This window comes from Pseudomonas sp. QLc11A (genome assembly GCF_052112305.1).
GTDB classification, from domain to species: domain Bacteria; phylum Pseudomonadota; class Gammaproteobacteria; order Pseudomonadales; family Pseudomonadaceae; genus Aquipseudomonas; species Aquipseudomonas laurylsulfatiphila.
This window is the reverse complement of the sequence record NZ_JAVAJJ010000002.1, coordinates 344,809-370,901: the sequence shown is the minus strand read 5'-3', so window position 1 is coordinate 370,901 and position 26,093 is coordinate 344,809. Positions and strand designations below refer to the sequence as shown.

Here is a 26,093-nt window from a genome sequence, read left to right as displayed (position 1 = left end):
CGGACGCTTGATCGCAACCCCTTGATTGAGAGTCTCTTATGTTTCCCGAAAGCTTTACCTTTTCCATCGCCGACTGGGTCAACAGTTGGGTCGATTCGCTGGTCACCAACTACGGCGACGTATTTCGCAGCATCTCCGACACGCTCCTGTGGGCCATCGTCAATCTTGAAGGGCTGCTGCGTGCAGCGCCCTGGTGGCTGATGCTGGCGATCGTGGCGGGCGTGGCCTGGCACGCGACCCGTAAAGTCGTGACCACGTCAGTGATCGTCGGCCTGCTGTTCCTGGTGGGTGCGGTCGGCCTCTGGGACAAGCTGATGCAGACCCTGGCGCTGATGATGGTGGCGACGATCATTTCGGTGTTGATCGGCATACCGCTGGGCATTCTCTCGGCACGCAGCAATCGCCTGCGTTCGGTGCTGATGCCGTTGCTGGACATCATGCAGACCATGCCGAGCTTCGTGTACCTGATCCCGGTGCTGATGCTGTTTGGCCTGGGCAAGGTCCCGGCGATTTTCGCCACCGTGATCTACGCCGCGCCGCCGCTGATCCGCCTGACCGACCTGGGCATTCGCCAGGTCGACGGCGAAGTGATGGAAGCGATCAACGCCTTCGGTGCCAACCGCTGGCAGCAACTGTTCGGCGTGCAACTGCCGCTGGCCCTGCCGAGCATCATGGCGGGCATCAACCAGACCACCATGATGGCCCTGTCGATGGTAGTGATTGCCTCGATGATCGGTGCCCGTGGCCTGGGTGAAGACGTGCTGGTGGGGATTCAGACCCTCAACGTCGGACGTGGCCTCGAAGCCGGTCTGGCGATCGTGATTCTGGCTGTGGTGATCGACCGCATTACACAGGCGTATGGTCGCGCACGGCATGAGGTGAGCAAATGAACAACGCAACCGTGAGCAAGATCGAAGTCAAAAACGTCTTCAAGATTTTCGGCAACCGTTCCAAGGACGCGCTGGCCATGGTCGGCCAGGGCAAGACCAAGGATCAGGTGCTGGCCGAAACCGGCTGCGTGGTCGGCGTGAACGACCTGTCGCTGAGCATCGGCAGCGGCGAGATCTTCGTGATCATGGGCCTGTCGGGTTCCGGCAAGTCGACCCTGGTACGCCACTTCAACCGCCTGATCGACCCGACCAGCGGTGCGATCCTGGTGGACGGCGTGGACATCCTGCAATACGACATGGAAGCCCTGCGCGAATTTCGCCGGCGCAAGATCAGCATGGTCTTCCAGAGCTTCGGCCTGTTGCCGCACAAGAGCGTGCTGGACAACGTCGCCTACGGCCTGAAAATCCGTGGCGAAAGCAAAGCCATGTGCGCCGAGCGTGCGCTGCACTGGATCAACACCGTGGGCCTCAAGGGTTACGAAAACAAATACCCGCATCAGCTTTCCGGCGGTATGCGCCAGCGTGTGGGCCTGGCCCGCGCCTTGGCGGCGGACACCGACATCATCCTGATGGACGAAGCGTTCAGTGCCCTCGATCCGCTGATTCGTGCGGAGATGCAGGACCAGTTGCTGGAACTGCAAAAGACCCTGCACAAGACCATCGTCTTCATCACCCACGACCTTGACGAGGCCGTGCGCATCGGCAATCGCATCGCGATCCTCAAGGACGGCCGCCTGATCCAGGTCGGCACGCCGAGAGAGATCCTGCACTCGCCGGCGGATGAGTATGTCGACCGCTTTGTGCAGCGTCGGGCGGCGGTGGTTTAAGAGGTTTGTGCCGGCTGTGCTGGCCTCATCGTCGGAACGCCGCCCGGAGCAAGCTCGCTCCCACAGGGATTTTGTGAACACCGGAGATCCATTGTGGGAGCGAGCTTGCTCGCGATAAGGCCGGTAAAGCTGCATCAATATTCGGGTTTGTACGCAGAGGTTGAAGATGTCCCAGGCTGAAAAAATCGTTATCACCCAAGCGCAGGTCACCTGGCAGGATGTGGTCGCCGTCGCTCGTCATGGCGCGCAGCTTGAGCTGTCGGCGCCGATCTGGGCACGCATCGAAAACGCCCAGGCCATCGTCCAGCGCATCGTCACCAGCGGCGAACGTGCCTACGGCATCAACACCGGCCTGGGCGCGCTGTGCAACGTCTCGCTGCAGGACGAGCAACTCAGCCAATTGTCGCGCAATACCTTGCTCAGCCACGCCTGCGGCGTTGGTGCACCCCTGGCCGACGAGCAGACCCGTTCGATCATGTGCGCCGCCATCGTCAACTACAGCCACGGCAAATCCGGCCTGCACCGTCAGGTCGTCGAAGCGCTGCTGGCACTGCTCAACCGCGGCATCACTCCGCAGGTGCCGTCCCAGGGTTCCGTGGGCTACCTGACCCACATGGCCCACATCGGCATCGCGCTGCTGGGCGTGGGCAATGTCAGCTATCGCGGGCAGATCGTTGCCGCGCAACGGGCGCTGGCCGAAGAAGGCCTGCAGCCGGTCAAGCTTGGCGCCAAGGACGGTTTGTGCCTGGTCAACGGCACGCCGTGCATGACCGGCCTGAGCTGCCTGGCCATTGCCGACGCTACGCGCCTGCTGGAATGGGCCGACGTGATCGGCGCCATGAGCTTCGAAGCCCAGCGCGGGCAGATCGACGCGTTCGATGCCGAGATCATCGCGCTCAAGCCGCACCCTGGCATGCAACAGGTCGGGATCAACCTGCGCGCCTTGCTTGACGGCAGTGAAGTGATCGCCCAGAGCAAAGGCATTCGCACGCAAGATGCCCTGAGCATTCGCTCGATCCCGCAAGTGCACGGCGCTGCGCGCGATCAACTGGTGCACGCGACCCGGCAGATCGAAACCGAACTCAACGGCGCCACCGACAACCCGCTGGTGCTGGGCACTGCGGACAACTACCGAGTGGTGTCCCAGGCCAACCCCCACGGCCAGTCCGTGGCCATGGCTGCGGACCTGCTGGCGATTGCCATGGCGGAAATCGGCTCGATTGCCGAACGTCGCCTGGACCGCTTGATCAACCCGCACGTCAGCGGCTTGCCGGCGTTCCTGGTGGCCAACCCGGGGGTGAACTCCGGGATGATGATCGTGCAATACGTGGCCGCTTCCCTGTGCGCGGAGAACCGCCAGCTGGCGCAACCGGCGGTGCTGGATAACTACGTGACGTCGGGCCTGCAGGAAGATCACCTGAGCCTTGGCACCAACGCAGCGCTGAAGCTGCATCGCGCCCTGGAAAACTGCACGCAGATCCTCGCCATCGAGTACCTGTTGGCGGCCCAGGCGTTTGAATTCTTGAAAGAACAACGCTTCGGCGCGGGCACCGATGCCGCTTGGCGTCTGCTGCGTGAGCACGTTCCTGCCTATGACCAGGACCGTTGGCTGGCGCCGGACATTGCTGCCGCTGCCGGGGTTCTGAAAGACCCTGCTTTGCTGCAAAAAACCTTACCGAACTTGAACTGATTTCCAAACAAGACCAGCGTGCCAAGGCGCCAGCCCCCTTAAAAGGGGGGAAGCGACGGACAACGGATATTTCCGGAGCGTCTGGTAGTTAACAACAAACTCTCAAAAGGAGAATGAACATGACTGCGCTTAATTTGATTCCCGGCCAACTGAGCCTTGCCCAACTGCGTGATGTCTATCAGCAACCGGTCAAAATCACCCTCGATCACAGCGCTGCAGCCCAGATCGAAGCCAGCGTGGCCTGCGTGGAGCAGATCCTCGCCGAGAACCGCACCGCCTACGGCATCAACACCGGTTTCGGCCTGCTGGCCTCGACCCGCATCGCCAGCGAAGACCTGGAAAACCTGCAGCGCTCGCTGGTGCTGTCCCACGCCGCCGGTGTCGGCCAGCCGATCAGCGACGAGCTGGTGCGCCTGATCATGGTGCTCAAGGTCAACAGCCTGAGCCGTGGTTTCTCCGGCATCCGCCGTGTGGTGATCGACGCGCTGATCGCCCTGATCAACGCCGAGGTGTACCCGCACATTCCACTGAAAGGTTCGGTGGGTGCTTCCGGTGACCTGGCGCCTCTGGCCCACATGTCGCTCGTGCTGCTGGGCGAAGGCAAGGCACGCTACAAAGGCGAGTGGATGGAAGCCACCGAAGCGCTGAAAGTCGCCGGCCTGACCCCGCTGACCCTGGCCGCGAAAGAAGGCCTGGCGCTGCTCAACGGTACCCAGGTGTCCACTGCTTTCGCCCTGCGCGGCCTGTTCGAAGGTGAGGACCTGTTCGCCGGTGCCCTGGCACTGGGCGGCCTGACCGTGGAAGCGGTACTGGGCTCGCGTTCGCCGTTCGACGCCCGCATCCATGCGGCCCGTGGCCAGAAAGGCCAGATCGACGCGGCCGCCGCTTATCGCGATCTGCTCGGCGAGCGCAGCGAAGTCTCCGACTCCCATGAAAACTGCGAGAAGGTCCAGGACCCGTACTCCCTGCGTTGCCAGCCGCAAGTCATGGGCGCCTGCCTGACCCAGTTCCGTCAGGCCGCCGAAGTGCTGGCGATCGAAGCCAACGCCGTATCGGACAACCCGCTGGTGTTCGCCGCGGAAGGTGACGTGATTTCCGGCGGTAACTTCCACGCCGAGCCGGTGGCCATGGCCGCCGACAACATGGCCCTGGCCATCGCCGAAATCGGCTCCCTGAGCGAGCGCCGCATCTCGCTGATGATGGACAAGCACATGTCGCAACTGCCGCCGTTCCTGGTGGCCAACGGCGGCGTGAACTCCGGCTTCATGATCGCCCAGGTGACCGCCGCGGCACTGGCCAGCGAAAACAAGGCGCTGTCCCATCCGCATTCGGTGGACAGCCTGCCGACCTCGGCCAACCAGGAAGACCACGTGTCCATGGCCCCGGCTGCTGGCAAGCGTCTGTGGGAAATGGCCGAGAACACCCGTGGGATTCTCGCGGTGGAATGGCTCGCGGCAGTCCAGGGCCTGGACCTGCGCAATGGTCTGAAGACTTCGCCGAAGCTGGAAAAGGCCCGCGCCATCCTGCGCAACGAAGTGCCGTTCTATGAGAAGGACCGCTTCTTTGCGCCGGACATCAATGCCGCGACCGAGCTGTTGGCTTCGCGTTGCCTGAACGAGCTGGTTTCGACGAAGTTGCTGCCGAGCCTGTAATGGCCCCTTCGCGAGCAAGCCCGCTCCCACATGGATCGCGTTGAACCTGTAGGAGCTGGCTTGCCAGCGATTCGATTTTGCGTCGAATAACAATAATTAAGGACGAGCAATGCAACAGCCAGCAAAGGGTTTGAAACGCGGGCTCTCTGCCCGACATATTCGCTTCATGGCGCTGGGGTCGGCAATCGGCACCGGGCTGTTTTACGGTTCTGCCTCGGCCATTCAAATGGCCGGGCCTGCGGTGCTGCTCGCGTACCTGATTGGTGGCGCGGCGGTGTTCATGGTCATGCGCGCCCTCGGTGAGATGGCTGTGCACAATCCGGTGGCCGGTTCTTTCGGCCAGTACGCCAGCACCTATCTAGGGCCGATGGCGGGCTTCATCCTCGGTTGGACCTACGCATTCGAAATGGTCATCGTCGGCATGGCCGACGTCACTGCATTCGGAATCTACATGGGCTTCTGGTTCCCGGAGGTTTCCCGCTGGATCTGGGTGCTGGGCATCGTCTCGGTGGTGGGCGGCCTGAACCTGTGCAACGTCAAGGTCTTCGGTGAAATGGAGTTCTGGCTGTCGCTGCTCAAGGTCGCGGCCATTGTCGCGATGATCCTGGGTGGCTTCGGCATCATGTTGTTCGGCATCAGCACGGCGCCCGGCGCCCAGGCGACCGACATCAGCAATCTCTGGAGCCATGGCGGCTTCATGCCCAATGGCGTGAGCGGCCTGATCGCTTCGTTCGCGGTGGTGATGTTCGCGTTCGGCGGGATTGAAATCATCGGTGTGACCGCCGGTGAAGCCAAGGACCCGCAGCATGTGCTGCCCCGGGCGATCAACGCCGTGCCGCTGCGCATCCTGTTGTTCTACGTCCTGACGATGCTGGTGCTGATGTCGATCTTTCCATGGCAGCAGATCGGCAGCCAGGGCAGCCCGTTCGTGCAGATTTTCGACAATCTGGGCATCAGCTCGGCGGCGACCATCCTCAATATCGTGGTGATCTCGGCGGCGATCTCGGCCATCAACAGTGACATCTTCGGTGCTGGCCGCATGATGTACGGCCTGGCTCAGCAGGGACACGCACCCAAGGGCTTCGCACGGCTGTCGCGCAACGGCGTGCCATGGATGACCGTTGTGGTGATGAGCGCCGCGCTGTTGCTCGGCGTGTTGCTGAACTACCTGATCCCGGAAAACGTGTTTTTGCTGATCGCCTCCATCGCGACCTTTGCCACGGTTTGGGTCTGGCTGATGATCCTGTTTACCCAGGTGGCCATGCGTCGTTCCATGAGCGCCGAGCAGGTCGCACAATTGAAATTCCCGGTACCGTTCTGGCCCTATGCACCGATAGCGGCGATTGCCTTCATGCTGTTCGTCTTCGGCGTGTTGGGCTACTTCCCGGACACCCAGGCGGCCCTGATAGTCGGCGTGGTGTGGATCGTGTTGCTGGTGCTGGCCTACCTGACCTGGGTGAAACCGGCGGCAGGCCAGGCTGCCCTGGTGACGCCGGCCCCGACTTTTTCTCATCGATAACCTAACGGAGGCCAAGGATGAAAACGCTCTGGCAACACTGTCACGTCGCAACCATGGCGCAAGGCGTCTACTCGATCATCGAGGATGCGGCCATCGTGACGTCAGGCGCGCTCATTAAGTGGATCGGCCCGCGCGCTGAACTGCCGGCGGGGGATTACCCGGCCGTCAATGATCTTGAAGGCGCCTGGGTCACCCCGGGACTGATCGACTGCCACACCCACACGGTGTTCGGCGGTAACCGCAGCGGTGAATTCGAAAAGCGCCTGCAAGGCGTCAGCTACGCGGAAATCGCCGCCAGCGGTGGTGGCATCGCCAGCACCGTGCGCGCCACCCGCGCGGCCAGTGAAGACGAACTGTTCGCCAGTGCCGCCAAGCGCCTGAAAAGCCTGATGCGCGATGGCGTCACCAGCATCGAAATCAAGTCCGGCTACGGCCTGGACCTGGCCAACGAACGCAAAATGCTGCGCGTGGCCCGTCGCCTCGGCGCCGAACTGCCCGTCAGCGTGCGCAGCACCTGCCTGGCGGCTCACGCCTTGCCGCCGGAATACACCGATCGCGCTGACGATTACATCGATCACATCTGCGCCGACATGCTCCCGGCCCTGGCGGCCGAAGGGCTGGTCGACGCGGTGGATGCATTCTGTGAATACCTGGCGTTCTCGCCGGCGCAGGTCGAGCGCGTATTCATCACCGCCCGGGAACTGGGCTTGCCGGTGAAGCTGCACGCCGAGCAATTGTCGTCGCTGCACGGCTCGAGCCTGGCGGCGCGTTACCACGCGTTGTCCGCCGATCACCTGGAGTTCATGACCGAAGACGACGCCATCGCCATGGCCGAGTCCGGTACCGTCGCGGTGTTGTTACCCGGGGCCTTTTACTTCCTGCGCGAAACCCAATTGCCGCCGATGGACGCCCTGCGCAAGCACGGCGTGAAAATCGCCATCGCCAGCGACCTCAACCCGGGCACCTCACCGGGACTGTCGTTGCGCCTGATGCTGAACATGGCCTGCACCTGCTTCCGCATGACCCCGGAAGAGGCCTTGGCGGGTGCCACGATTCACGCCGCTACCGCGCTGGGCATGGCCGATACCCACGGCTCGCTGGAAGCCGGCAAGGTCGCGGATTTCGTCGCCTGGCAAATCGATCGTCCGGCCGACCTGTCGTACTGGCTGGGCGGCGACCTGGAAAAACGCGTCGTGCGCCACGGCGTCGAGACACATCTGTAGGAGAGCCGTTGTGGATAAGGTACTTAACTTCAAACAAGGCCGCGTACCGCTGCTGATCAGCATGCCTCACGCTGGCGTACGTCTGACGCCGACAGTCGAGGCCGGGCTGATCCCCCAGGCGAAAAGCCTGCCGGACACCGACTGGCACATTCCGCAGCTGTATGACTTCGCCGCTGAACTGGGCGCCAGTACTCTGGCTGCCGAATACTCGCGGTTCGTCATAGACCTGAACCGTCCGTCCGACGACAAGCCACTGTACGTGGGCGCGACCACCGGCCTGTATCCGGCCACGCTGTTCGACGGCGTGCCGTTGTTCCGTGAAGGTATGGAACCTTCGAAAGAAGAACGTGCGACCTATCTGGAAAAGATCTGGACGCCGTACCACAGCACCCTGCAGCAGGAGCTGGCGCGACTGAAGGCCGAGTTCGGCTACGCGCTGCTGTTCGATGCGCATTCGATCCGTTCGATCATCCCGCACCTGTTCGATGGCAAGCTGCCGGACTTCAACCTCGGCACCTTCAATGGCGCCAGTTGCGATCCACAGTTGGCCAGTCAGCTGGAAGCCATCTGCGCACGTCACGACAATTACACCCACGTGCTGAACGGACGCTTCAAGGGTGGCCACATCACCCGCCATTACGGCAACCCGGGCGAGAACATCCACGCAGTGCAACTGGAACTCGGGCAGTGCACGTACATGGAAGAGTTCGAGCCGTTCCGTTATCGGGCGGATCTGGCGGAGCCTACGCGGGCGGTGCTCAAGGAGTTGCTGCAAGGGCTGCTGGCCTGGGGCGAGAAGCACTACAGCCATTAAGGCTTGGTGCGGTCTCTGTAGGAGCGAGCTTGCTCGCGAAAAACCAGAGAATGTCGTGGGGTGTCTGACTGGGCGCGTTACCGTTCACGACCATCGCGAGCAAGCTCGCTCCTACAGGTTAGGCTGACAGTCGCCACCGTGCAAAACACGGTCGCCACAGGTCGCTTTTACCGCTCGTCTGCTGCGTATTGTTCTGGCCACGGTGCACAAAGACACCGGCCCGACAATAATCCTGCCGCACGAGATCATCCTGATGAAAAGACTGTTCGCCCGCTGTCTCTCAATCTTCTGCGGCACCGCTCTCCTGAGCACCAGCGTCCTGGCCGCTGACGATCCCTCCTGCAAGACCGTGCGCATGGGCGTGGTCAACTGGACCGACGTGATCGCCACCAGTGGCATGGCCGATGTGCTGCTCAACGGTCTGGGCTACGAAAGCAAGCAAACCAGCGCTGTGCAGCAAATCATTTTCGCCGGCATCCGCGACAAGCGCCTCGACATCTTCCTCGGTTACTGGAAACCGGCGATGGACAAGAACATCGCACCCTTCGTGGCTGCCAATCAGGTCAAGGTCATGGACAAGCCGAGCCTGGCCGATGCCCAGGCCACCCTCGCGGTCCCTGACTATGTGGCAGCGGCGGGCCTGAAAACCTTCGCCGACATCGCCAGGTTCAAAGACCAGCTCGGTGGCAAGATCTACGGCATCGAGCCGGGCAGCGGTGCCAACACCACGATCAAGACGATGATCGAGACCAATCACTTCGGCCTCAAGGACTTCAAACTGATCGAGTCCGGTGAGGCCGGGATGCTGGCGGCCGTGCAGCGGGCGGTGAATCGCAAGGAGTTCGTGGTATTCGTCGGCTGGACCCCGCACCCGATGAACATCAACATGAAGATCGACTACCTGACCGGCAGCGAAGACGTGTACGGGCCGAACGAAGGTGCGGCGACCGTATCCACCGTCACCGCCCCGGATTACGCCGAGCGCTGCCCGAACGTCAATCGGTTGCTGGAGAACCTGACGTTCACTGCTGCCCAGGAAAGTCAGCTGATGGTACCGATCATGGAGCGCCAAACGGCTCAGGATGTCGCCAGAAAATGGCTGCGCGAGCATCCCGAAGACCTGCAGCGCTGGCTGGCGGGTGTCAGCAGTTTCGATGGCAAGGACGGCGTGACGGCGGTTCAGGGCAGCCTGAAGAACTGACCCCAAAACCTGTAGGAGCGAGCTTGCTCGCGATAAACCTGAGAGCGCCGCGGGATATCAGGCTTACCCGTTATCGTTGGCGATCATCGCGAGCAAGCTCGCTCCTACAAGGGGTGGGCGCCACACATACCTCTGAACGGGCACCCGGCTCATGGCTCCTTACCCGCTTTCCGAGCAAATGACGGCATTCGTCGAGAAAACCGTCAGTTTCAACAGCACCGACAGCAGCCTTGCCGGATTGCGCCAGGCCTACAGCGAGATGTGCCGGGCGTTTACTCCGGCACGTCCCGCCGGGTTGTATGTGGTCGACTTCGTGTTGTCCGGCGTTGCCGTCCGTTCCTATCAGCCACCGGCCAGCAGTACGTCGTGCATCGTTTACTTGCATGGTGGCGGCTGGGTGGTGGGGGACCTGGACTCCCACGATTTCATCTGCGCCGAATTGGCATCGACACTCGGTGTGCTGGTGATCGCCGTCGACTATCGCCGGGCACCGGAGCATCCGTTTCCCGCTGCGTTCGATGATTGCCTGAAGGTCTGGCGAGCGCTGCGCACCGGGCCGTTTCAACTCGATCCGGAGCGCATGCTGGTGGCCGGTGACAGTGCCGGTGGCAATCTCGCAGCAGCGTTGTGCCTGGCACTGCGCGATGCCGGCGAGCCGTTGCCGTGCGCGCAGGTTCTGATCTATCCGGGATTGGGCGGCGATCACCGGCTGCCATCGCGCAGCGAGTGCATCGACGCGCCATTACTCAGCAGCAGTGACGTCGATTGCTATCACGCCCTTTACCTGCAGGGCACCCGCCATCCGAGCGCCTACGCCATGCCGTTGCTCGCCACGGATTTCAGGGGATTGCCACCGGCATGGATCGCCGTGGCGCAATTCGACCCGTTGCGTGATGACGGCGTGCGGTATGCCAAGCGACTGAACGCTGCGGGCGGGACTGCCACGCTATATGTCGGCGAGGGCCTGGTTCATGGCTGTTTGCGGGCCCGCGGGCAGGTGGCCGAGGTCGATGAGCTGTACCAGGCCCTGTTTGGATACCTGGCGGCAAGAATCTGACTCCGCACGGGCATGCTCATTGACGTAATTCGGGTTTATGATGCCGGACGGCAGAATAATAGAAGTCCCCCCAGGGATGACCTCGACCCCTTACGGAGTGCGCAATGCAGACTTTGTACCCGCAGATCAAACCCTACGCCCGGCACGATCTGGCCGTCGACGAGACCCACACGCTGTATGTCGACGAAAGCGGTTCACCGGAAGGTTTGCCGGTGGTGTTCATCCACGGCGGCCCCGGTGCCGGATGTGATGCCCAGAGTCGTTGCTTCTTCGATCCCAACCTTTATCGTATTGTTACCTTCGACCAGCGCGGCTGTGGTCGCTCCACTCCCCACGCCAGCCTGGAAAACAACACGACCTGGGATCTGGTCGCCGACCTGGAGCGGATTCGCCAGCACCTGGGCATCGACAAATGGGTGCTGTTTGGCGGCTCCTGGGGTTCGACCCTGGCGCTGGCCTATGCGCAAACCCATCCTGAGCGTGTACACGGTCTGATCCTGCGCGGGATTTTTCTGTGCCGTCCGCAGGAAATCGAATGGTTCTATCAGGCTGGCGCGAGCCGTCTGTTCCCCGATTACTGGCAGGACTACATCGCGCCGATCCCGCTGGATGAGCGCGGCGATTTGCTTACCGCGTTCCACAAGCGTCTGGTCGGCAACGACCAGATTGCCCAGATGCACGCGGCCAAGGCCTGGTCCACCTGGGAGGGCCGTACTGCGACCCTGCGTCCGAACCCGCTGGTGGTCGATCGCTTCTCCGAGCCACAGCGTGCATTGTCGATTGCCCGCATCGAATGCCACTACTTCAGCAACCACGCCTTCCTGGAACCGAACCAGTTAATCCGTGACATGGGCAAGATCGCCCATTTGCCCGGCGTGATCATCCATGGCCGCTATGACGTGATTTGCCCGCTGGATAACGCCTGGGAATTGCATCAAGCCTGGCCGAACAGCGAACTGCAGGTCATCCGCGATGCCGGTCATGCCGCTTCCGAACCGGGCATCACCGACGCGCTGGTCCGTGCCGCCGATCAGATGGCCCGGCGTCTGCTCGACCTGGCGCCTGATGAGGCATGAAGGGCCTGCTGCAACGGGTGCGTGGCGCGCGAGTCGAGGTTGCCGGCGAAGTCGTGGGTACCGTTGATCAGGGATTGCTGGTCCTGGTGGCCGTTGAGCCAGACGATACGCGGGCCAGCGCCGACAAACTTCTTAATAAACTGCTTAACTATCGGGTGTTCAGTGACGCTGAGGGCAAGATGAATCTGTCCCTGGCGGATGTGGGCGGAGGGCTGCTGCTGGTCTCTCAGTTCACCCTGGCTGCCGATACCAGAAGCGGGCTGCGTCCGGGTTTCTCGACTGCCGCCCCTCCGGCCTTGGGTGAGGAATTGTTCGACTATCTATTAAGCAAAGCGAAACAGGTGCATGGCACTGTGGCATCAGGTAGATTCGGCGCGGATATGCAGGTGCACCTGGTCAATGATGGCCCGGTAACCTTTCTGTTACAGACCTGAAAGTGCTTGAAACAAGTTTTTAAGCTCATTTCGACTGAAAACAGGGCTTTATCGCGATAAATACTTTGTTACCCCTGATGCGTTGTAACGCGGCCTACTAGATAATCGCGCGCTACGGGGATCAGCGTTCGTTGGTCCATTTTGACTTAGGTAGAGACTTGTCTGGATCCGATTGGGGAATCATTTCGCCCCAGCGGAGTCGGAACAATGCTCGCCAACTTGGCAAGAGTGGTTTGCAAGGGCGGTTTTTTCAGACCGTACACCGTGCAGACCCTTTAACTGGCCGTTGGTTTTTTGATCTGTTTTCGGCGAGGGTTGCTCGTGATTGTTAGTCCCTGTAACGCACCAAAATTGTCTGTCAAACGGTTACGCAGCGCCCTGGTAGCGGGCTCTGCACTGCTCTGCCTGCTCAGCGCCGGCCAGCTTTGGGCATTCAGTCTGGATGATGTATCGGCCAAGGCAAAAGAGCTGGCCGCGCAGAAATACGAAGCGCCGCGCAGTAACCTGCCGAACGAGTTCCGCGAAATGAAGTTTGCGGACTACCAGAAAATTCGTTTTCTAACGGAAAAAGCCGAATGGGCTGATCAGAAGACGCCGTTCAAGCTGTCCTTCTATCACCAGGGCATGCACTTCGATACGCCGGTGAAAATCAACGAAATCACGGCGAACACCGTCGAAGAGATCAAATACGATCCAAGTCGTTTCGACTTCGGCGATGTGAAGTTCGACCCGAAGGCCACCGAGCAACTGGGCTACGCCGGTTTCCGTGTGCTGTACCCGGTCAACAAGGCCGACAAGCAAGACGAAATCATGACCATGCTCGGCGCGAGCTACTTCCGCGTCGTCGGCAAGGGTCACGTCTATGGCTTGTCCGCTCGCGGCATGGCCATCGATACCGCCTTGCCGTCCGGCGAAGAATTCCCGCGTTTTCGCGAATTCTGGATTCAACAGCCCAAGCCGGGCGACAAGCACCTGGTGATCTTCGCCCTGCTGGACTCTCCGCGTGCCACCGGTGCCTATCGCCTGACCCTGCGTCCGGGCAGCGACACCATCGTCGACGTCAAGGCGCAGATGTTCCTGCGTGACAAGGTCGGCAAACTGGGCATCGCCCCGTTGACCAGCATGTTCCTGTTCGGCGCCAACCAGCCGTCGAAAGTACTGAACTACCGCCGCGAACTGCACGACTCCAGCGGCCTGGCGATCCATGCCGGCAACGGTGAGTGGATCTGGCGTCCGCTGAACAATCCGAAACACCTGGCGGTGAGCAACTTCAGCGTGGAAAACCCGCGCGGCTTCGGCCTGCTGCAACGTGGCCGCGACTTCAGCCACTACGAAGACCTCGACGACCGCTACGACAAGCGCCCAAGCGCCTGGATCGAGCCGAAGGGGGACTGGGGCAAGGGCACCGTCGACCTGGTCGAGATTCCGACCGCCGACGAAACCAACGACAACATCGTGGCCTTCTGGAACCCGGAAAAATTGCCGGAACCTGGCCAGCCGCTCGATGTCGCTTATCGTATGCACTGGACCATGGACGAAGCGGCGATTCACGCGCCGGACAGTGCCTGGGTCAAGCAAACCCTGCGTTCGACCGGTGACGTCAAGCAGTCCAACCTGATTCGTCAGCCCGATGGCAGCGTTGCCTACCTGGTGGACTTCGAAGGTCCGTCCCTGGCGGCATTGCCGGCCGATGCCGAGGTTCGCAGCCAGGTCAGCATCGGCGACAACGCCGAGCTGGTGGAAAACAGCGTGCGCTACAACCCTGAAACCAAGGGCTGGCGCCTGACCCTGCGGATGAAGATCAAGGATCCGGGCAAGTCCACCGAGATGCGTGCTGCGCTGGTGCAGAACATCGTGCCGGCGGACCTGGCCAAGACGTCGATTCCGTCGTCCAACTCGTCGGTTGCCAAGGCCGACAAGGTTGCCGCCAAGCAACAAGAGAAAGCGGACAAGGAAGCCAGGCAAGCAGAGGCCAAGCAGGCTGAAGCCAAGCCTGTTGCAGATGCCAAGGACAAGGCCAATAAAGACGCCAAGCAGCCTGTCGCTGCCGACGCGGCCCCAGCCACACCGGAATCGGCGCCGACTGAAGAAGTCCTGACCGAGACCTGGAGCTATCAGTTGCCTGCCGATGAGTAACTCTCAAGTACGGCCAGAAACTCTTTCCGAGTATCTGGCGCATCTGCCGATGACCGACGAGCAGCGCGCGGAACTCGCGGGCTGCCAGTCTTTCAGCGAATTGCACGAACGCCTGTCGTCTTCGACGTTCGACGCCCCGACCGAAGCCGCCCAGGCTTCGGTCGGCAAACGCCTGACCCTGAGCACCGCCGAAGAGCTGCAGGACGCGGAAATGCTGGTGCTCGACGCCAACGGCCGGGTCTGCCTCAAGGCGACCCCGCCGATCCGGCGGACCAAGGTCGTGCCGGAGCCGTGGCGCACCAACATTCTGGTGCGTGGCTGGCGGCGGATGACCGGTCGTACCAACCCGCCGAAGCCGCCGAAGGACGAGCGTGTACTGCCGGCTGCGCGCTGGCGTACTGTCGGTTCGATCCGTCGCTACATTCTGTTGCTGCTGATGCTCGGCCAGACCATCGTCGCCGGCTGGTACATGAAAGGCATCATGCCGTACCAGGGCTGGTCGTTCGTCGACCTCAACGAAGTGCTGCACCAACCGCTGCTGCAAACGGCCACGCAAGTGCTGCCTTACGCCTTGCAGACCAGCATCCTGATCCTGTTCGGGATTCTGTTCTGCTGGGTATCGGCCGGTTTCTGGACCGCGCTGATGGGCTTCCTCGAGTTGCTGACCGGCCACGATAAATACCGCATCTCCGGTAAAAGTGCTGGCAACGAGGCGATTCCAAAGGATGCGCGCACCGCACTGGTGATGCCGATCTGCAACGAAGACGTGCCTCGGGTTTTCGCCGGCCTGCGGGCGACCTTCGAGTCGGTCGCGGCCACGGGTGACCTGGACCGCTTCGATTTCTTCGTCCTCAGCGACAGTAACGACGCCGATATCTGTGTTGCCGAGCAACAGGCCTGGCTGGACGTCTGCCGCGAAGCCGGTGGCTTCGGCAAGATCTTCTATCGCCGCCGTCGTCGTCGCGTAAAACGCAAGAGTGGCAACCTCGACGACTTCTGCCGTCGTTGGGGCGGTGACTACAAGTACATGGTCGTACTCGACGCCGACTCCGTGATGAGCGGCGAGTGCCTGACCAGTCTGGTGCGCCTGATGGAAGCCACGCCGGACGCCGGGATCATCCAGACCGCGCCACGGGCGTCGGGCATGGACACCCTGTATGCGCGCATGCAGCAGTTCGCCACTCGCGTGTATGGCCCGTTGTTCACCGCCGGCCTGCACTTCTGGCAACTGGGCGAGTCGCACTACTGGGGTCACAACGCGATCATCCGCATGAAGCCGTTTATCGATCACTGCGCCCTGGCGCCGTTGCCCGGTAAAGGCGCGTTCTCCGGTTCGATCCTGTCCCACGACTTCGTTGAAGCCGCGCTGATGCGCCGTGCCGGTTGGGGCGTGTGGATTGCCTACGATTTGCCGGGCAGCTATGAAGAACTGCCGCCGAACCTGCTGGACGAACTCAAGCGTGACCGTCGCTGGTGCCACGGCAACCTGATGAACTTCCGCCTGTTCCTGGTAAAAGGCATGCACCCGGTGCATCGCGCGGTGTTCCTGACCGGTGTGATGTCCTACCTGTCGGCGCCGCTGTGGTTCTTCTTCCTGGTGCTGTCGACCGCGCTGCTGGCGGTCAACACGCTGATGGAGCCGCAGTACTTCCTTGAACCGCGCCAGCTCTATCCGCTGTGGCCACAATGGCACCCGGACAAGGCGATTGCGCTGTTCTCGACCACCATCGTGCTGCTGTTCCTGCCGAAGCTGCTGAGCATCATCCTGATCTGGGCCAAGGGTGCGAAAGAGTTCGGCGGCAAGTTCAAGGTGACCCTGTCGATGCTGCTGGAGATGCTGTTCTCCATGCTGTTGGCGCCGGTGCGGATGATCTTCCACACCCGTTTCGTCCTCGCCGCGTTCCTCGGCTGGGCCGCGACCTGGAACTCGCCGCAGCGTGACGACGATTCCACGCCGTGGAGTGAGGCGATCAAGCGCCACGGTCCGCAAACCCTGCTGGGCTTTTTCTGGGCCTTGCTGGTGATCTGGCTGAACCCGAGCTTCCTGTGGTGGCTGGTGCCGATCGTCGGTTCGTTGATGCTGTCGATCCCGGTGTCGGTGATCTCCAGCCGTGTCGGCCTGGGCCTGAAGTCCCGTGACGAGAGCCTGTTCCTGATCCCTGAGGAATACAATCCGCCGCAGGCTTTGCTGGCCACCGACCAGTACACCCACGAAAACCGCTGGCACGCACTGAACGACGGCTTCGTCCGTTCGGTGGTCGATCCACAGCAGAACGCCCTGGCGTGCTCGCTGGCGACCTCGCGGCACAATCAGGCTGAGCCGATTGAGTGGTTGCGCATCGAGCGGGTACGGCACGCGATGAAGGTTGGACCTGAAGGCCTGACCAACAACGAGCGTGTGCAACTGTTGAGCGACCCGGTGGCATTGGCTCGCTTGCACGAGCAGGTCTGGAACGAAGGTCACCCGGATTGGCTGGGCGCCTGGCGCAAGTCGGTGAAGGCAGATCCCCATGCACCGTTGCTGCCGCTCAAGCCAATGAGCGAACAGCCTCAGTTGGCATGATAAAAAAACCCGCGAAAGCGGGTTTTTTTATGGCTTGAAGTTTGTTCTTGAACTTGCGCCAGATTCTGTAACAGCGGTGTCTGGTCGATCGCTTTCGCGGGCAAGCCCGCTCCCACAGGGGACCGCATTTCAGTGCGGGAGCGGGCTTGCCCGCGAAGGCATTACCTCGGTCCTGAGTGAACCGAGGTACGCAGATCACCTCAAACCCTGAACTTGCCCACCAGCATCTGCAAATGCGTCCCCAGTCGTGCCAGCTCAACGCTGGACGCTGCCGTCTCTTCACTGGCTGCCGAGGTCTGGTCCGACACATCCCGCACGTTCAGCACGCTGCGGTTGATCTCTTCGGCCACGGCGCTTTGCTGTTCGGCGGCAGCGGCGATCTGCTGGTTCATCGCCTGAATCGCCGATACGGTGCGGGTGATGCTTTCCAGTGAGCCACCGGCACGGCGGGTCAGTTCGACACTGCTGTCGGTCAGGGTGCGGCTGTTGTCCATGATGGTCGCCACTTGCTGCGTGCCGTTTTGCAGGCCGACGATCAGCTCTTCGATCTCTTCGGTGGATTTCTGGGTGCGCTGGGCCAGGCTGCGGACTTCGTCGGCGACCACGGCAAACCCACGCCCGGCTTCACCAGCACGGGCTGCTTCAATCGCGGCGTTGAGCGCCAGCAGGTTGGTTTGCTGGGCCACGGACTTGATCACGTCGAGCACGCTGCCGATCTTGTCGCTTTCGCGCTTGAGTTCGCCCATGGCCTCGGTGGAGTGGCCGACTTCCGCGGCCAGGCGCTCGATCTGGGCGATGGCTTCGCCCACCACTTTGTCACCCTCACGGGCCTGCTGGTCGGCGGCGACGGCGGCTTCGGAGGCCTCTTCGGCGTTGCGTGCCACTTCCTGCACGGTGGCGGCCATTTCATTCATGGCCGTCGCGACCTGATCGGTCTCGACTTTTTGGCTGTTGACCCCGGCGCTGGTCTGCTCGGTGACTGCGGACAGCTCTTCAGCGGCGCTGGCAATCTGCGTGACGCCATCGCTGATGCCGCCGATCAGTTCGCGCAAGCCCTGGGTCATGCTCTGCATGGCGCGCTGCAACTGGCCGAGTTCGTCGCGACGCTGCGACGTCAGGTTGAGGGTCAGGTCGCCGCTGGCAACGCGCTCAGCGACGGCCAGGGTCTGGTTCAACGGAATGATGATCTGCCGGGTGATCGCCCAGGCGGCCAGCAGGCCGAAGGCGATGGCCAGAACGGTGGCGAGGGCCAGCATGTTCTTGGCGTGGGCGGCGTCGCTGTCACGCACGACGGTTTGCGAGACGGTGAGTTTCTGGCTCATGTCCAACAGGATCTCGCCTTGGGCGGACATGCGTACCAAGGCCTTGGCGCTGGCCACCTGGGAGTCGCGGAACTGGCTGACGGCGGCGCGGTAGGCCTTCAGTGAATCAGTCGCCTGTTGCAGGTTGGCGATGTGTTCTTCGGGCAGTTTGGCCGGCAGGCTCTCGAGGTTCTTCAGGGCGTTGTCGATCGCGTCGAGGGCTGGCTGTTCGGCTTCGCTCTTGCCGCTGTAGGTGTAGCCGCGAACCTGGAAGCGCGCCTGCTGGATCAGTTTGCTCAGGTCGATCACGCTATTGAATGCTGCGACGCTGTCACCTTGCAGCATGGATTTTTCCACTTCGGCGACACGGGCCACGGCGTTGTCGGCGGTGGCGCCGAGTTTGCTGCGGGCATCTTCACGCTGGGCGCCGGCCTGGGTCATGTCGTTGAAGGCACGACGGTATTCGGCGACAGCGGCCAGTTGTTGATCGACCATGGCGGTGTCGGCCGGTTGTTCGATCAGGCTGCGGGCGGTCTGCAGGCCGCTTTCGAGTTTGCCCAGCAGATCGTTGACGGCGCCGGGGCCTTGTTCCCCGCGACGCATCTCGTAATCCAGGCGTGCAATGCGCAGGTCCTTGGTCAGGTCATTGAGGCTGGCGATGAATCCCAGTTTATCGCCACGGCTGGTGACGCCGCTCAGGCCGCTCCAGCCGGTGAAGGTGATCAGCAGGGTCAGTAACAGCACCAGGCCGAAGCCGATCCCCAGCTTGCGTTTGACGCTGACGTTTCCCAGATTCTCGGCTAGCCATTGGTACATGCTGAAACTCCCCGGACCACAATTTGGTTTTATGGGGGGTGTATCGGCAGGGGCGCGAGGTTCTGTAGGCGCTGCCCGATGTATGGGCGAATAGCTACCTCGGGTAGAAGTCGGACCTGTGGGAGCGAGCTTGCTCGCGATGACGGTGTATCAGCCACTTCATTGTTGACTGACACGCCGCTATCGCGAGCAAGCTCGCTCCCACAAGGAATTGTGTCCGGGATTAGAAAAGGCGGGCCAGCAGCGCGGTCACGGCGGTTTCGACGCGCAGGATGCGCTCGCCCAGTTGTACCGGTTGCAGGCCGGATTTGCCCAGCAGGTCGATTTCGTAGGGAATCCAGCCGCCCTCGGGGCCGATGGCCAGGGTCACCGGTTCGCTGAGTGCGCGAGGGCAGGGCGGGTAATTGCCGGGATGCCCTACCAGGCCAAGGGTGCCGTCGGTGATCGCCGGCAAACGGTCCTCGACGAATGGCTTGAAGCGCTTCTCGATGACGACTTCCGGCAGCACGCTGTCCCGGGCCTGTTCGAGGCCGAGGATCAATTGCTCGCGAATGGCCTCAGGCTCCAGGAAGGGGGTCTGCCAGAAGCTCTTCTCGACGCGATAGCTGTTGACCAGCACGATACGCGGCACACCCATGGCCGCCACCGTCTGGAACACCCTGCGCAGCATCTTGGGGCGTGGCAGGGCCAATATCAGGGTCAGCGGCAGCTTGGCCGGTGGTGGCTGGTCGAGGGTGACGCGCAATTCCGCTTCGTCGGCGTCCAGGCGCAGCACTTCGGCCGAGCCCATCAGTCCGCCGATCCGCCCTACGCGCATGCTGTCGCCCACTTCGCAGCGGTGGACTTCCTGCATGTGGGTCAGCCGGCGATCACGCAGGATCGCCCGGTCGGCCGCAATGAAGTCGGCCTCTTCAAGGAGCAGCAGGTTCACGCTTGGGTCGCTGGCGGCTGGTCGTTGTGATCGTCAGCCGGTTGGTCGTCCGGATGCTCGCCACGTTTGCTGATCAGGCTGCTGAACAGAATGCCGATTTCAAACAACAGCCACATCGGCACGGCCAGCAGGGTCTGCGAGAAGATGTCCGGCGGTGTGAGGATCATGCCGACCACGAAGCAGCCGATGATCACATACGGGCGGATTTTCTTCAGGTATTTGACATCGACCACGCCGATCCACACCAGCAGCACCACGGCCACCGGGATCTCGAACGCCACGCCAAAGGCGAAGAACAGCGTCATGACGAAATCGAGGTAGCTGGTGATGTCGGTCATCATTTCCACGCCTGCCGGGGTGGCGGCGGCGAAGAACTTGAAGATCAGCGGGAAAACCAGGAAGTAGGCGAAGGCCATGCCGGCGTAGAACAGAAAGATGCTGGAGACCAGCAAGGGCACGGCAATGCGCTTTTCATGCTTGTACAGGCCCGGGGCGATGAAGCCCCAGATCTGGTGCAGGATCACCGGGATCGCCAGGAACAGCGAGACCATCATCGTCAGCTTCAGCGGCGTCAGGAACGGCGACGACACGTCGGTGGCAATCATCGTCGCGCCGGCGGGCAGGTACGCACGCAGCGGAGTCGAGACGAAGGTGTAGATCTGCTGGGTAAAGGCAAACAGGCCGGCGAAGATGATGAAAATCGCCGCTACGCAGCGCAGCAGTCGGGTACGCAACTCGGTGAGGTGCGAAACCAGCGGCATGTGCTGGTCGTTTTCTGGGAGATCGCTCATGGGGCTCGCGGCGGCAATGTTGGGTCATGAGGGGCCGGCGCAACTGGCGCAGCCGCAGGTGTAACGGGTTCAACCGGAGTGGTTGCAGCAACAATCGGCGCAGGCTCGACAGCCGCAACAGCAGGCGTTGTCGCGGCAGCGGGGGCAGTTGCTTGAATCGTCTGCGCACCCACATGCTCGACCGGCGTCGGCTCCTGCTGGGTCGGCGTGAAGATTTTCCGCGCCTCCTGCTCAAGCGACAGGATGTGTTCGTTGTGCAGTTGCCGACGAATCTCGTCGGCACCGATTTCACGTTCAACTTCCTGTTTGATTGCGTTGAAGCTGCGCTTCAGGCGTCCGACCCACAGGCCAGCGGTGCGCGCAGCGCCCGGCAAGCGCTCGGGACCCAGCACCAGCAGGGCGACGAGGCCGACGAGCAGCAGTTCAGAGAAGCTGATACCAAACATTAGTCAGTGCTCACACGTCTTTGCGGATCGGCTCTTCGACTTTCTGTGCCTGCACGTCGATGGTGTGCGGCTGGTTCACAGTGGTCTGTGGCTGGACCGGTGGAACCGGTTGGGCCGGGGTCGCATTCGGGTCGGCCGGTTTTTCGTCGTCGTTCATGGCTTTCTTGAAGCCCTTGATCGATTCGCCGACGTCGGTGCCGAGGTTTTTCAATTTCTTGGTGCCGAATACCAGTACCACGACAACCAGGATGACGACCCAATGTTTCCAGTCAAAAATGCCCATGCTGCTGCTCCTCTCTAATAGTTATTCAGGCGGACGGGCGCGAGGCTTTCTCGGCGTGTCCGGAGAGACCGAAACGACGGTCCAGTTCATCGAGTACAGCCTGTGGATGCTGCCCCAATTGGGCGAGCATGACCATGCTGTGGAACCACAAATCAGCGGTTTCGTAGATCACATCGCTGCAGTCGCCGCTGACGGCGGCGTCCTTGGCAGCAATGATGGTCTCGACCGACTCTTCGCCGACTTTTTCCAGAATCTTGTTCAAACCCTTGTGATACAGGCTGGCGACATACGAGCTGTCGGCAGCGGCGCCTTTGCGCTCTTCCAGCACCTCGGCCAGACGGGTCAGTGTGTCACTCATGTTTGTGCCCTGCGCAATAGATGGCATGCGGATCTTTAAGGACCGGGTCGACCGTTGTCCAGTCGCCGTTCTCGTAGACGCGGTAGAAGCAGCTCTGGCGGCCGGTATGACAGGCGATGTCGCCGATCTGCTCGACCATCAGGATGATGACGTCGGCGTCGCAGTCCAGGCGCATCTCATGCAGGGTCTGCACATGGCCGGACTCTTCGCCCTTGCGCCACAGCTTGCCACGCGAGCGCGACCAGTAAATGGCGCGGTTCTCGGCAGCGGTCAGTTCCAGTGCTTCGCGGTTCATCCAGGCCATCATCAGGACGCGCCCGGTCTTGTGGTCCTGGGCAATCGCCGGCACCAGGCCGTTGGCATCCCATTTGATCTCGTCCAGCCAGTTTTTCATCTTCGACTCCGACAGCGAGCCCGACACTTCATTAGTCAGGCTCAACGTTGAAACAGTGTGCCAGTGCGCAGCACAACTGGCTATCGGCGCACGACCAGATACAAACCGACGGCCATCATGATGCCGGCCGGCCAATAGGCCAACTGGTTCAGCGGTCCGCCCGCGGCGAGGATCGCTCCACCGGCCAGGTGCGCCGTGCCGAGCAGGCGCAGGAACCAGTCGTCCCGGCGTCGGTGCCACGCTGGCGGCGGGTCGTAGGCGTGGGGCTGGGACATGCGTTCGAGCAGGTCGCGGGCCATGTTGGCCAGGTGCGGGATCTGCTCGAACTGACTGTGCACGTTGCCGAGCAGGGCTTTGGGGCTGACCCGCTCGCGCATCCAGCGTTCGAGGAACGGCTGCGCGGTGTTCCACAGGTCCAGGTCCGGGTACAGCTGACGCCCCAGGCCTTCGATGTTCAACAAGGTTTTTTGCAGCAGAACCAACTGCGGTTGAACCTCCATGTTGAAGCGCCGAGCGGTCTGGAACAGGCGCATCAGCACCTGACCGAAGGAAATATCTTTTAACGGTTTTTCGAAGATCGGCTCGCACACGGTACGGATCGCCGCTTCGAATTCGTTGAGCTTGGTTTCCGCCGGCACCCAGCCCGAATCGATGTGCAACTGCGCCACGCGACGATAATCACGCTTGAAGAAGGCGAAAAGGTTGCGCGCCAGGTAGTCTTGGTCTTCCGGGGTCAGGCTGCCGACGATGCCGCAGTCGATGGCAATGTACTGCGGACTCCACGGATTCACGGTGCTGACGAAGATGTTGCCGGGGTGCATGTCGGCGTGGAAGAAGCTGTCGCGGAACACCTGGGTGAAGAAAATCTCCACGCCACGCTCGGCGAGCATTTTCATGTCGGTGCGCTGGTCGGCCAAGGTTGCCAGATCGGTGACCTGGATACCGTAGATGCGCTCCATCACCAGTACTTTCGGCCGGCACCAGTCCCAATAGACTTGCGGCACGTACAGCAGCGGCGAGCCGTCGAAATTGCGTTTCAACTGGCTGGCGTTGGCCGCCTCGCGCAGCAGGTCGAGTTCGTCGTAGATGGTTTTTTCGTAATCGCTGACCACGTCCACCGGGTGCAGCAGGCGCGCATCGGCGGAGAGTTTTTCGGCGGCGCGGGCGAGGATGAACAGCCACGCCAGGTCCTGGGCGATCACCGGTTTGAGACCGGGGCGGATTACCTTGACCACCACTTCTTCGCCGGTTTTCAGTTGCGCGGCATGCACCTGCGCCACCGAAGCCGAGGCCAGCGGTTCGACATCGAAACGGCTGAACACGTCGCTGATTTTCTTGCCCAGCTGCTCTTCAATCAGCTTGACCGACACTTGCGAGTCGAACGGCGGTACGCGGTCCTGCAGCTTCATCAGTTCATCGGCGATGTCCTCGGGCAACAGGTCGCGGCGAGTGGACAGGATCTGCCCGAACTTGATGAAGATCGGCCCCAGGTCCTGCAACGCCAGGCGCAGGCGCGCGCCACGGCTCAGGTCCAGGGTCTTGCGCGGAAACCAGCGCCACGGCAACGCGTAACGCAGCGCCCGCAGAAACCACGGCAGTGGCAGGGCGAACAGCAGGTCATCGAGGCGGTAGCGGATCACGACGCGCTGGATGCGCAACAAACGGCGGACGGCAAGCAGCTTCATGCGTTATCGCTTGGGTCGAGGGATCGGGAAAGGCGCTCGAAACGCGCCTCGAGACGTTCCAGATCGAGCTTGATCTGGTCCAGTTCACTGAATCGGGCTTCGGCTTCGCGCTGACCGACAAGGGTGCGCGATTCTTCGGCCAGGTATTCGCCCAGGTTCTGGCCCAGGCTGGCAAAGCCTTGCTGGTACCAGCGGGCGCGACTGCGCAGGTGGCCGCCGACCAGTTGCGTGGCAACCGGGCCGAGCCAGCGCGAGAGCTCGTACTCCCAGTCCAGCTCCAGGTCCTGGAGGATCGCGGCCAGTTCCAGCAGCACGCCGCTGTCGCCGTCGAGTTCGACTTCCGGGCTGTGCAGGATCGAGGTCTTGTCCTTGCTCATGGCCAGTTTCAACAGGCTCGAAGCCGGTGCACGCAAGGTGCAGTCGGCGCCGGTTTCCCACTGGGAGGCGAGCATCAGGCCTTCGTCGCTGGGCAGGATGAACAGGTGCAGCGCCGGGCTGCGGCAATCGACGGTAATCACTTTGCCGGTCAGATGCGCCAGCCGCGGCAGCGCCGTGCTGTCGAGGCGCAGCACCCGGTTCAGGCCGAGTTCAACGCTGGCGAGCAGGCCGGCGAGCAGCATCAGGGCTTGATGCCGCGGTGCAGGGCAACGATGCCTGCGGTCATGTTGTGATAGGTCACGCGGTCGAAACCGGCCTCGACCATCATCGACTTCAGGGTTTCCTGGTTCGGGTGCATGCGGATCGATTCGGCCAGGTAGCGATAGCTTTCCGAGTCGTTGGTGATCAGCTTGCCCATCAGCGGCATGAAGGCGAACGAGTAGGCGTCGTAGGCCTTGGACATCAGCGCGTTGGTCGGCTTGGAGAATTCCAGCACCAGCAGGCGGCCACCCGGCTTGAGCACGCGCAGCATCGAGCGCAGGGCGTCTTCCTTGTGGGTCACGTTGCGCAGGCCGAAAGCGATGGTCACGCAGTCGAAATGGTTGTCCGGGAACGGCAGTTTTTCCGCATCGGCCTGGACGAATTCGACGTTGCCGGCCACACCGAGGTCCAGCAGGCGGTCACGGCCAACCTTGAGCATGGACTCGTTGATGTCGGCCAGTACGACCTGGCCGGTCGGGCCTACCAGGTGCGAGAACTTCCTGGTCAGGTCGCCGGTGCCGCCAGCGATGTCGAGCACGCGATTGCCGGCGCGAACGCCCGACAGTTCGATCGCGAAACGCTTCCACAGACGGTGCATGCCGCCCGACAGAAGGTCGTTCATCAGGTCGTACTTGGCGGCTACCGAGTGGAAAACCTCAGCGACTTTTTCCGCTTTCTGGCTTTCCGGAACGTTTTTGAAGCCGAAGTGAGTGGTGGGTTCGGCATCGCTGCCTTTGCGCTGATCAGTCATATCGCTGTCACCAAAAGAGAATGCGCGACATTCTAATCCCCAAGGCATGCTTTGTCTTGGCAAGGCTGAAGGTAAGATGGGCAACCATCGGGACGTTTTGACGCAGCAGAGGTCAAGATGCTCCGGGAAAGCATCCATAAAGCAGGAGTCATTCAATGGCCCGTATTAGTGTTGAACGTGCCCACGGCCTGGGTAAGGAAGCGGCTCGCGAGAAGGCCGACAAGCTGGCGCAGAAACTTTCCGATCAATATGGCCTGGAACCGCAGTGGTCCGGTGACACCCTGAACCTCAAGCGCTCGGGTGTGAAGGGTGCGGTGCATGTCAGTGAAGATTCGATCAAGGTCGATGTGGAACTGGGCCTGATGATGTCGGCCATGAGCGGCATGATCAAAGCGGAAATCGAGAAGGCGCTGGATAAAGCCCTGGTCTGATTTCCCCTTGAAATGAGATCCCCTGTGGGAGCGGGCTTGCTCGCGAAGGCGGTGTGTCAGTGAAATTTTTATCAACTGACCCACCGTCTTCGCGAGCAAGCCCGCTCCCACATTTGTTTTGTGGTACGCCCGGCCTTTTATGTCATTTGTTAGGGTGCCGTTTCTAATTTTTCTCCCTACTTTGT

The 26,093-nt window shown here is 61.7% G+C and carries 24 protein-coding genes and 1 pseudogene; 14 read left to right on the top strand and 11 right to left on the bottom strand.

All coding sequences use genetic code 11. The features are described from left to right. The first annotated feature begins 38 nt into the window (after positions 1-38). The 13 genes from Q8X48_RS04530 (at position 39) to mdoH (ending at position 17,082) form a co-directional block, all read left to right on the top strand. Positions 39-890 (top strand): ABC transporter permease, encoded by an 852-nt coding sequence (locus tag Q8X48_RS04530; RefSeq protein ID WP_217836937.1) that lies wholly within the window; start codon positions 39-41, stop codon positions 888-890. Beyond that, entirely contained in the window at positions 887-1,717 is an 831-nt protein-coding gene (locus Q8X48_RS04525) for a quaternary amine ABC transporter ATP-binding protein (protein ID WP_015093103.1), read from the top strand. Before Q8X48_RS04530 ends, Q8X48_RS04525 begins: the two co-directional genes overlap by 4 nt. A 166-nt stretch (positions 1,718-1,883) precedes the next feature. After that, entirely contained in the window at positions 1,884-3,407 is a 1,524-nt protein-coding gene (gene hutH, locus Q8X48_RS04520; protein ID WP_407799808.1) for a histidine ammonia-lyase, read from the top strand. A gap of 119 nt (positions 3,408-3,526) precedes the next feature. Continuing rightward, positions 3,527-5,059 (top strand): histidine ammonia-lyase, encoded by a 1,533-nt coding sequence (gene hutH, locus Q8X48_RS04515; protein ID WP_095964587.1) that lies wholly within the window; start codon positions 3,527-3,529, stop codon positions 5,057-5,059. Positions 5,060-5,168: 109 nt separating this feature from the next. Beyond that, positions 5,169-6,578 carry an amino acid permease gene (locus tag Q8X48_RS04510; protein WP_407799807.1) on the top strand — a complete coding sequence of 470 codons (1,410 nt, stop codon included), beginning with the start codon at positions 5,169-5,171 and terminating at the stop codon, positions 6,576-6,578. Between the two features lie 17 nt (positions 6,579-6,595). Continuing rightward, the gene (hutI, locus tag Q8X48_RS04505) at positions 6,596-7,801 is read left to right on the top strand and encodes an imidazolonepropionase (RefSeq protein ID WP_407799806.1); all 1,206 of its coding nucleotides are present in this window, start codon (positions 6,596-6,598) and stop codon (positions 7,799-7,801) included. 10 nt (positions 7,802-7,811) lie between these two features. Beyond that, on the top strand, positions 7,812-8,615 hold the full coding sequence (gene hutG, locus Q8X48_RS04500) for an N-formylglutamate deformylase (RefSeq protein ID WP_407799805.1): 804 nt from the start codon (positions 7,812-7,814) through the stop codon (positions 8,613-8,615). A 253-nt stretch (positions 8,616-8,868) separates the two neighbouring features. Further along, complete coding sequence (locus Q8X48_RS04495; protein ID WP_407799804.1) at positions 8,869-9,816, top strand: choline ABC transporter substrate-binding protein; 948 nt, start codon at positions 8,869-8,871, stop codon at positions 9,814-9,816. Between the two features lie 151 nt (positions 9,817-9,967). Next, positions 9,968-10,873: an alpha/beta hydrolase gene (locus tag Q8X48_RS04490; RefSeq protein ID WP_407799803.1), complete on the top strand. Its 906-nt coding sequence runs from the start codon at positions 9,968-9,970 to the stop codon at positions 10,871-10,873. Between the two features lie 104 nt (positions 10,874-10,977). Continuing rightward, on the top strand, positions 10,978-11,949 hold the full coding sequence (gene pip / locus Q8X48_RS04485) for a prolyl aminopeptidase (protein WP_095964593.1): 972 nt from the start codon (positions 10,978-10,980) through the stop codon (positions 11,947-11,949). Beyond that, the gene (dtd, locus tag Q8X48_RS04480; RefSeq protein ID WP_407799802.1) at positions 11,946-12,383 is read left to right on the top strand and encodes a D-aminoacyl-tRNA deacylase; all 438 of its coding nucleotides are present in this window, start codon (positions 11,946-11,948) and stop codon (positions 12,381-12,383) included. The genes pip and dtd overlap by 4 nt, the downstream gene beginning before the upstream one ends. A 321-nt stretch (positions 12,384-12,704) precedes the next feature. Continuing rightward, positions 12,705-14,519, top strand: a complete 1,815-nt coding sequence (locus Q8X48_RS04475) for a glucan biosynthesis protein G (protein WP_015093113.1) — start codon at positions 12,705-12,707, stop codon at positions 14,517-14,519. Next, positions 14,512-17,082 (top strand): glucans biosynthesis glucosyltransferase MdoH, encoded by a 2,571-nt coding sequence (gene mdoH, locus Q8X48_RS04470; protein ID WP_407799801.1) that lies wholly within the window; start codon positions 14,512-14,514, stop codon positions 17,080-17,082. The genes Q8X48_RS04475 and mdoH overlap by 8 nt, the downstream gene beginning before the upstream one ends. Positions 17,083-17,282: 200 nt before the next feature. On the opposite strand, the gene Q8X48_RS04465 is transcribed toward mdoH, so the two are convergent. The 11 genes and pseudogenes from Q8X48_RS04465 to ubiE all read right to left on the bottom strand — a co-directional run bounded on the left by Q8X48_RS04465 (position 17,283) and on the right by ubiE (position 25,477). After that, complete coding sequence (locus tag Q8X48_RS04465; RefSeq protein ID WP_371317841.1) at positions 17,283-17,996, bottom strand: methyl-accepting chemotaxis protein; 714 nt, start codon at positions 17,994-17,996, stop codon at positions 17,283-17,285. A gap of 141 nt (positions 17,997-18,137) precedes the next feature. Then, positions 18,138-19,199: pseudogene (locus Q8X48_RS04460) on the bottom strand (methyl-accepting chemotaxis protein); the annotation flags it as partial. A gap of 223 nt (positions 19,200-19,422) precedes the next feature. Then, entirely contained in the window at positions 19,423-20,130 is a 708-nt protein-coding gene (locus Q8X48_RS04455) for a 16S rRNA (uracil(1498)-N(3))-methyltransferase (RefSeq protein ID WP_095964597.1), read from the bottom strand. Continuing rightward, entirely contained in the window at positions 20,127-20,921 is a 795-nt protein-coding gene (tatC, locus tag Q8X48_RS04450; protein ID WP_015093118.1) for a twin-arginine translocase subunit TatC, read from the bottom strand. Before tatC ends, Q8X48_RS04455 begins: the two co-directional genes overlap by 4 nt. Next, a complete protein-coding gene (tatB, locus tag Q8X48_RS04445; protein ID WP_095964598.1) occupies positions 20,918-21,367 on the bottom strand; it encodes a Sec-independent protein translocase protein TatB in 450 nt (149 codons plus the stop codon). The genes tatC and tatB overlap by 4 nt, the downstream gene beginning before the upstream one ends. A 10-nt stretch (positions 21,368-21,377) precedes the next feature. Further along, the gene (locus Q8X48_RS04440) at positions 21,378-21,650 is read right to left on the bottom strand and encodes a twin-arginine translocase TatA/TatE family subunit (RefSeq protein WP_015093120.1); all 273 of its coding nucleotides are present in this window, start codon (positions 21,648-21,650) and stop codon (positions 21,378-21,380) included. Between the two features lie 25 nt (positions 21,651-21,675). Continuing rightward, the gene (locus Q8X48_RS04435; RefSeq protein WP_007975564.1) at positions 21,676-22,008 is read right to left on the bottom strand and encodes a phosphoribosyl-ATP diphosphatase; all 333 of its coding nucleotides are present in this window, start codon (positions 22,006-22,008) and stop codon (positions 21,676-21,678) included. Then, on the bottom strand, positions 22,001-22,402 hold the full coding sequence (gene hisI, locus Q8X48_RS04430; protein WP_015093121.1) for a phosphoribosyl-AMP cyclohydrolase: 402 nt from the start codon (positions 22,400-22,402) through the stop codon (positions 22,001-22,003). The genes Q8X48_RS04435 and hisI overlap by 8 nt, the downstream gene beginning before the upstream one ends. Before the next feature lie 80 nt (positions 22,403-22,482). Beyond that, a complete protein-coding gene (gene ubiB, locus Q8X48_RS04425) occupies positions 22,483-24,087 on the bottom strand; it encodes a ubiquinone biosynthesis regulatory protein kinase UbiB (RefSeq protein ID WP_126048764.1) in 1,605 nt (534 codons plus the stop codon). Beyond that, positions 24,084-24,707 (bottom strand): ubiquinone biosynthesis accessory factor UbiJ, encoded by a 624-nt coding sequence (locus Q8X48_RS04420; RefSeq protein WP_407799800.1) that lies wholly within the window; start codon positions 24,705-24,707, stop codon positions 24,084-24,086. The genes ubiB and Q8X48_RS04420 overlap by 4 nt, the downstream gene beginning before the upstream one ends. Further along, entirely contained in the window at positions 24,707-25,477 is a 771-nt protein-coding gene (gene ubiE / locus Q8X48_RS04415) for a bifunctional demethylmenaquinone methyltransferase/2-methoxy-6-polyprenyl-1,4-benzoquinol methylase UbiE (RefSeq protein WP_007975568.1), read from the bottom strand. Before ubiE ends, Q8X48_RS04420 begins: the two co-directional genes overlap by 1 nt. Positions 25,478-25,632: 155 nt before the next feature. Here ubiE and Q8X48_RS04410 point away from each other — a divergent pair, with 155 nt between their 5' ends. Then, positions 25,633-25,908, top strand: coding sequence for a polyhydroxyalkanoic acid system family protein (locus tag Q8X48_RS04410; protein ID WP_015093124.1), 276 nt, complete (start codon positions 25,633-25,635; stop codon positions 25,906-25,908). Positions 25,909-26,093 lie beyond the last annotated feature (185 nt).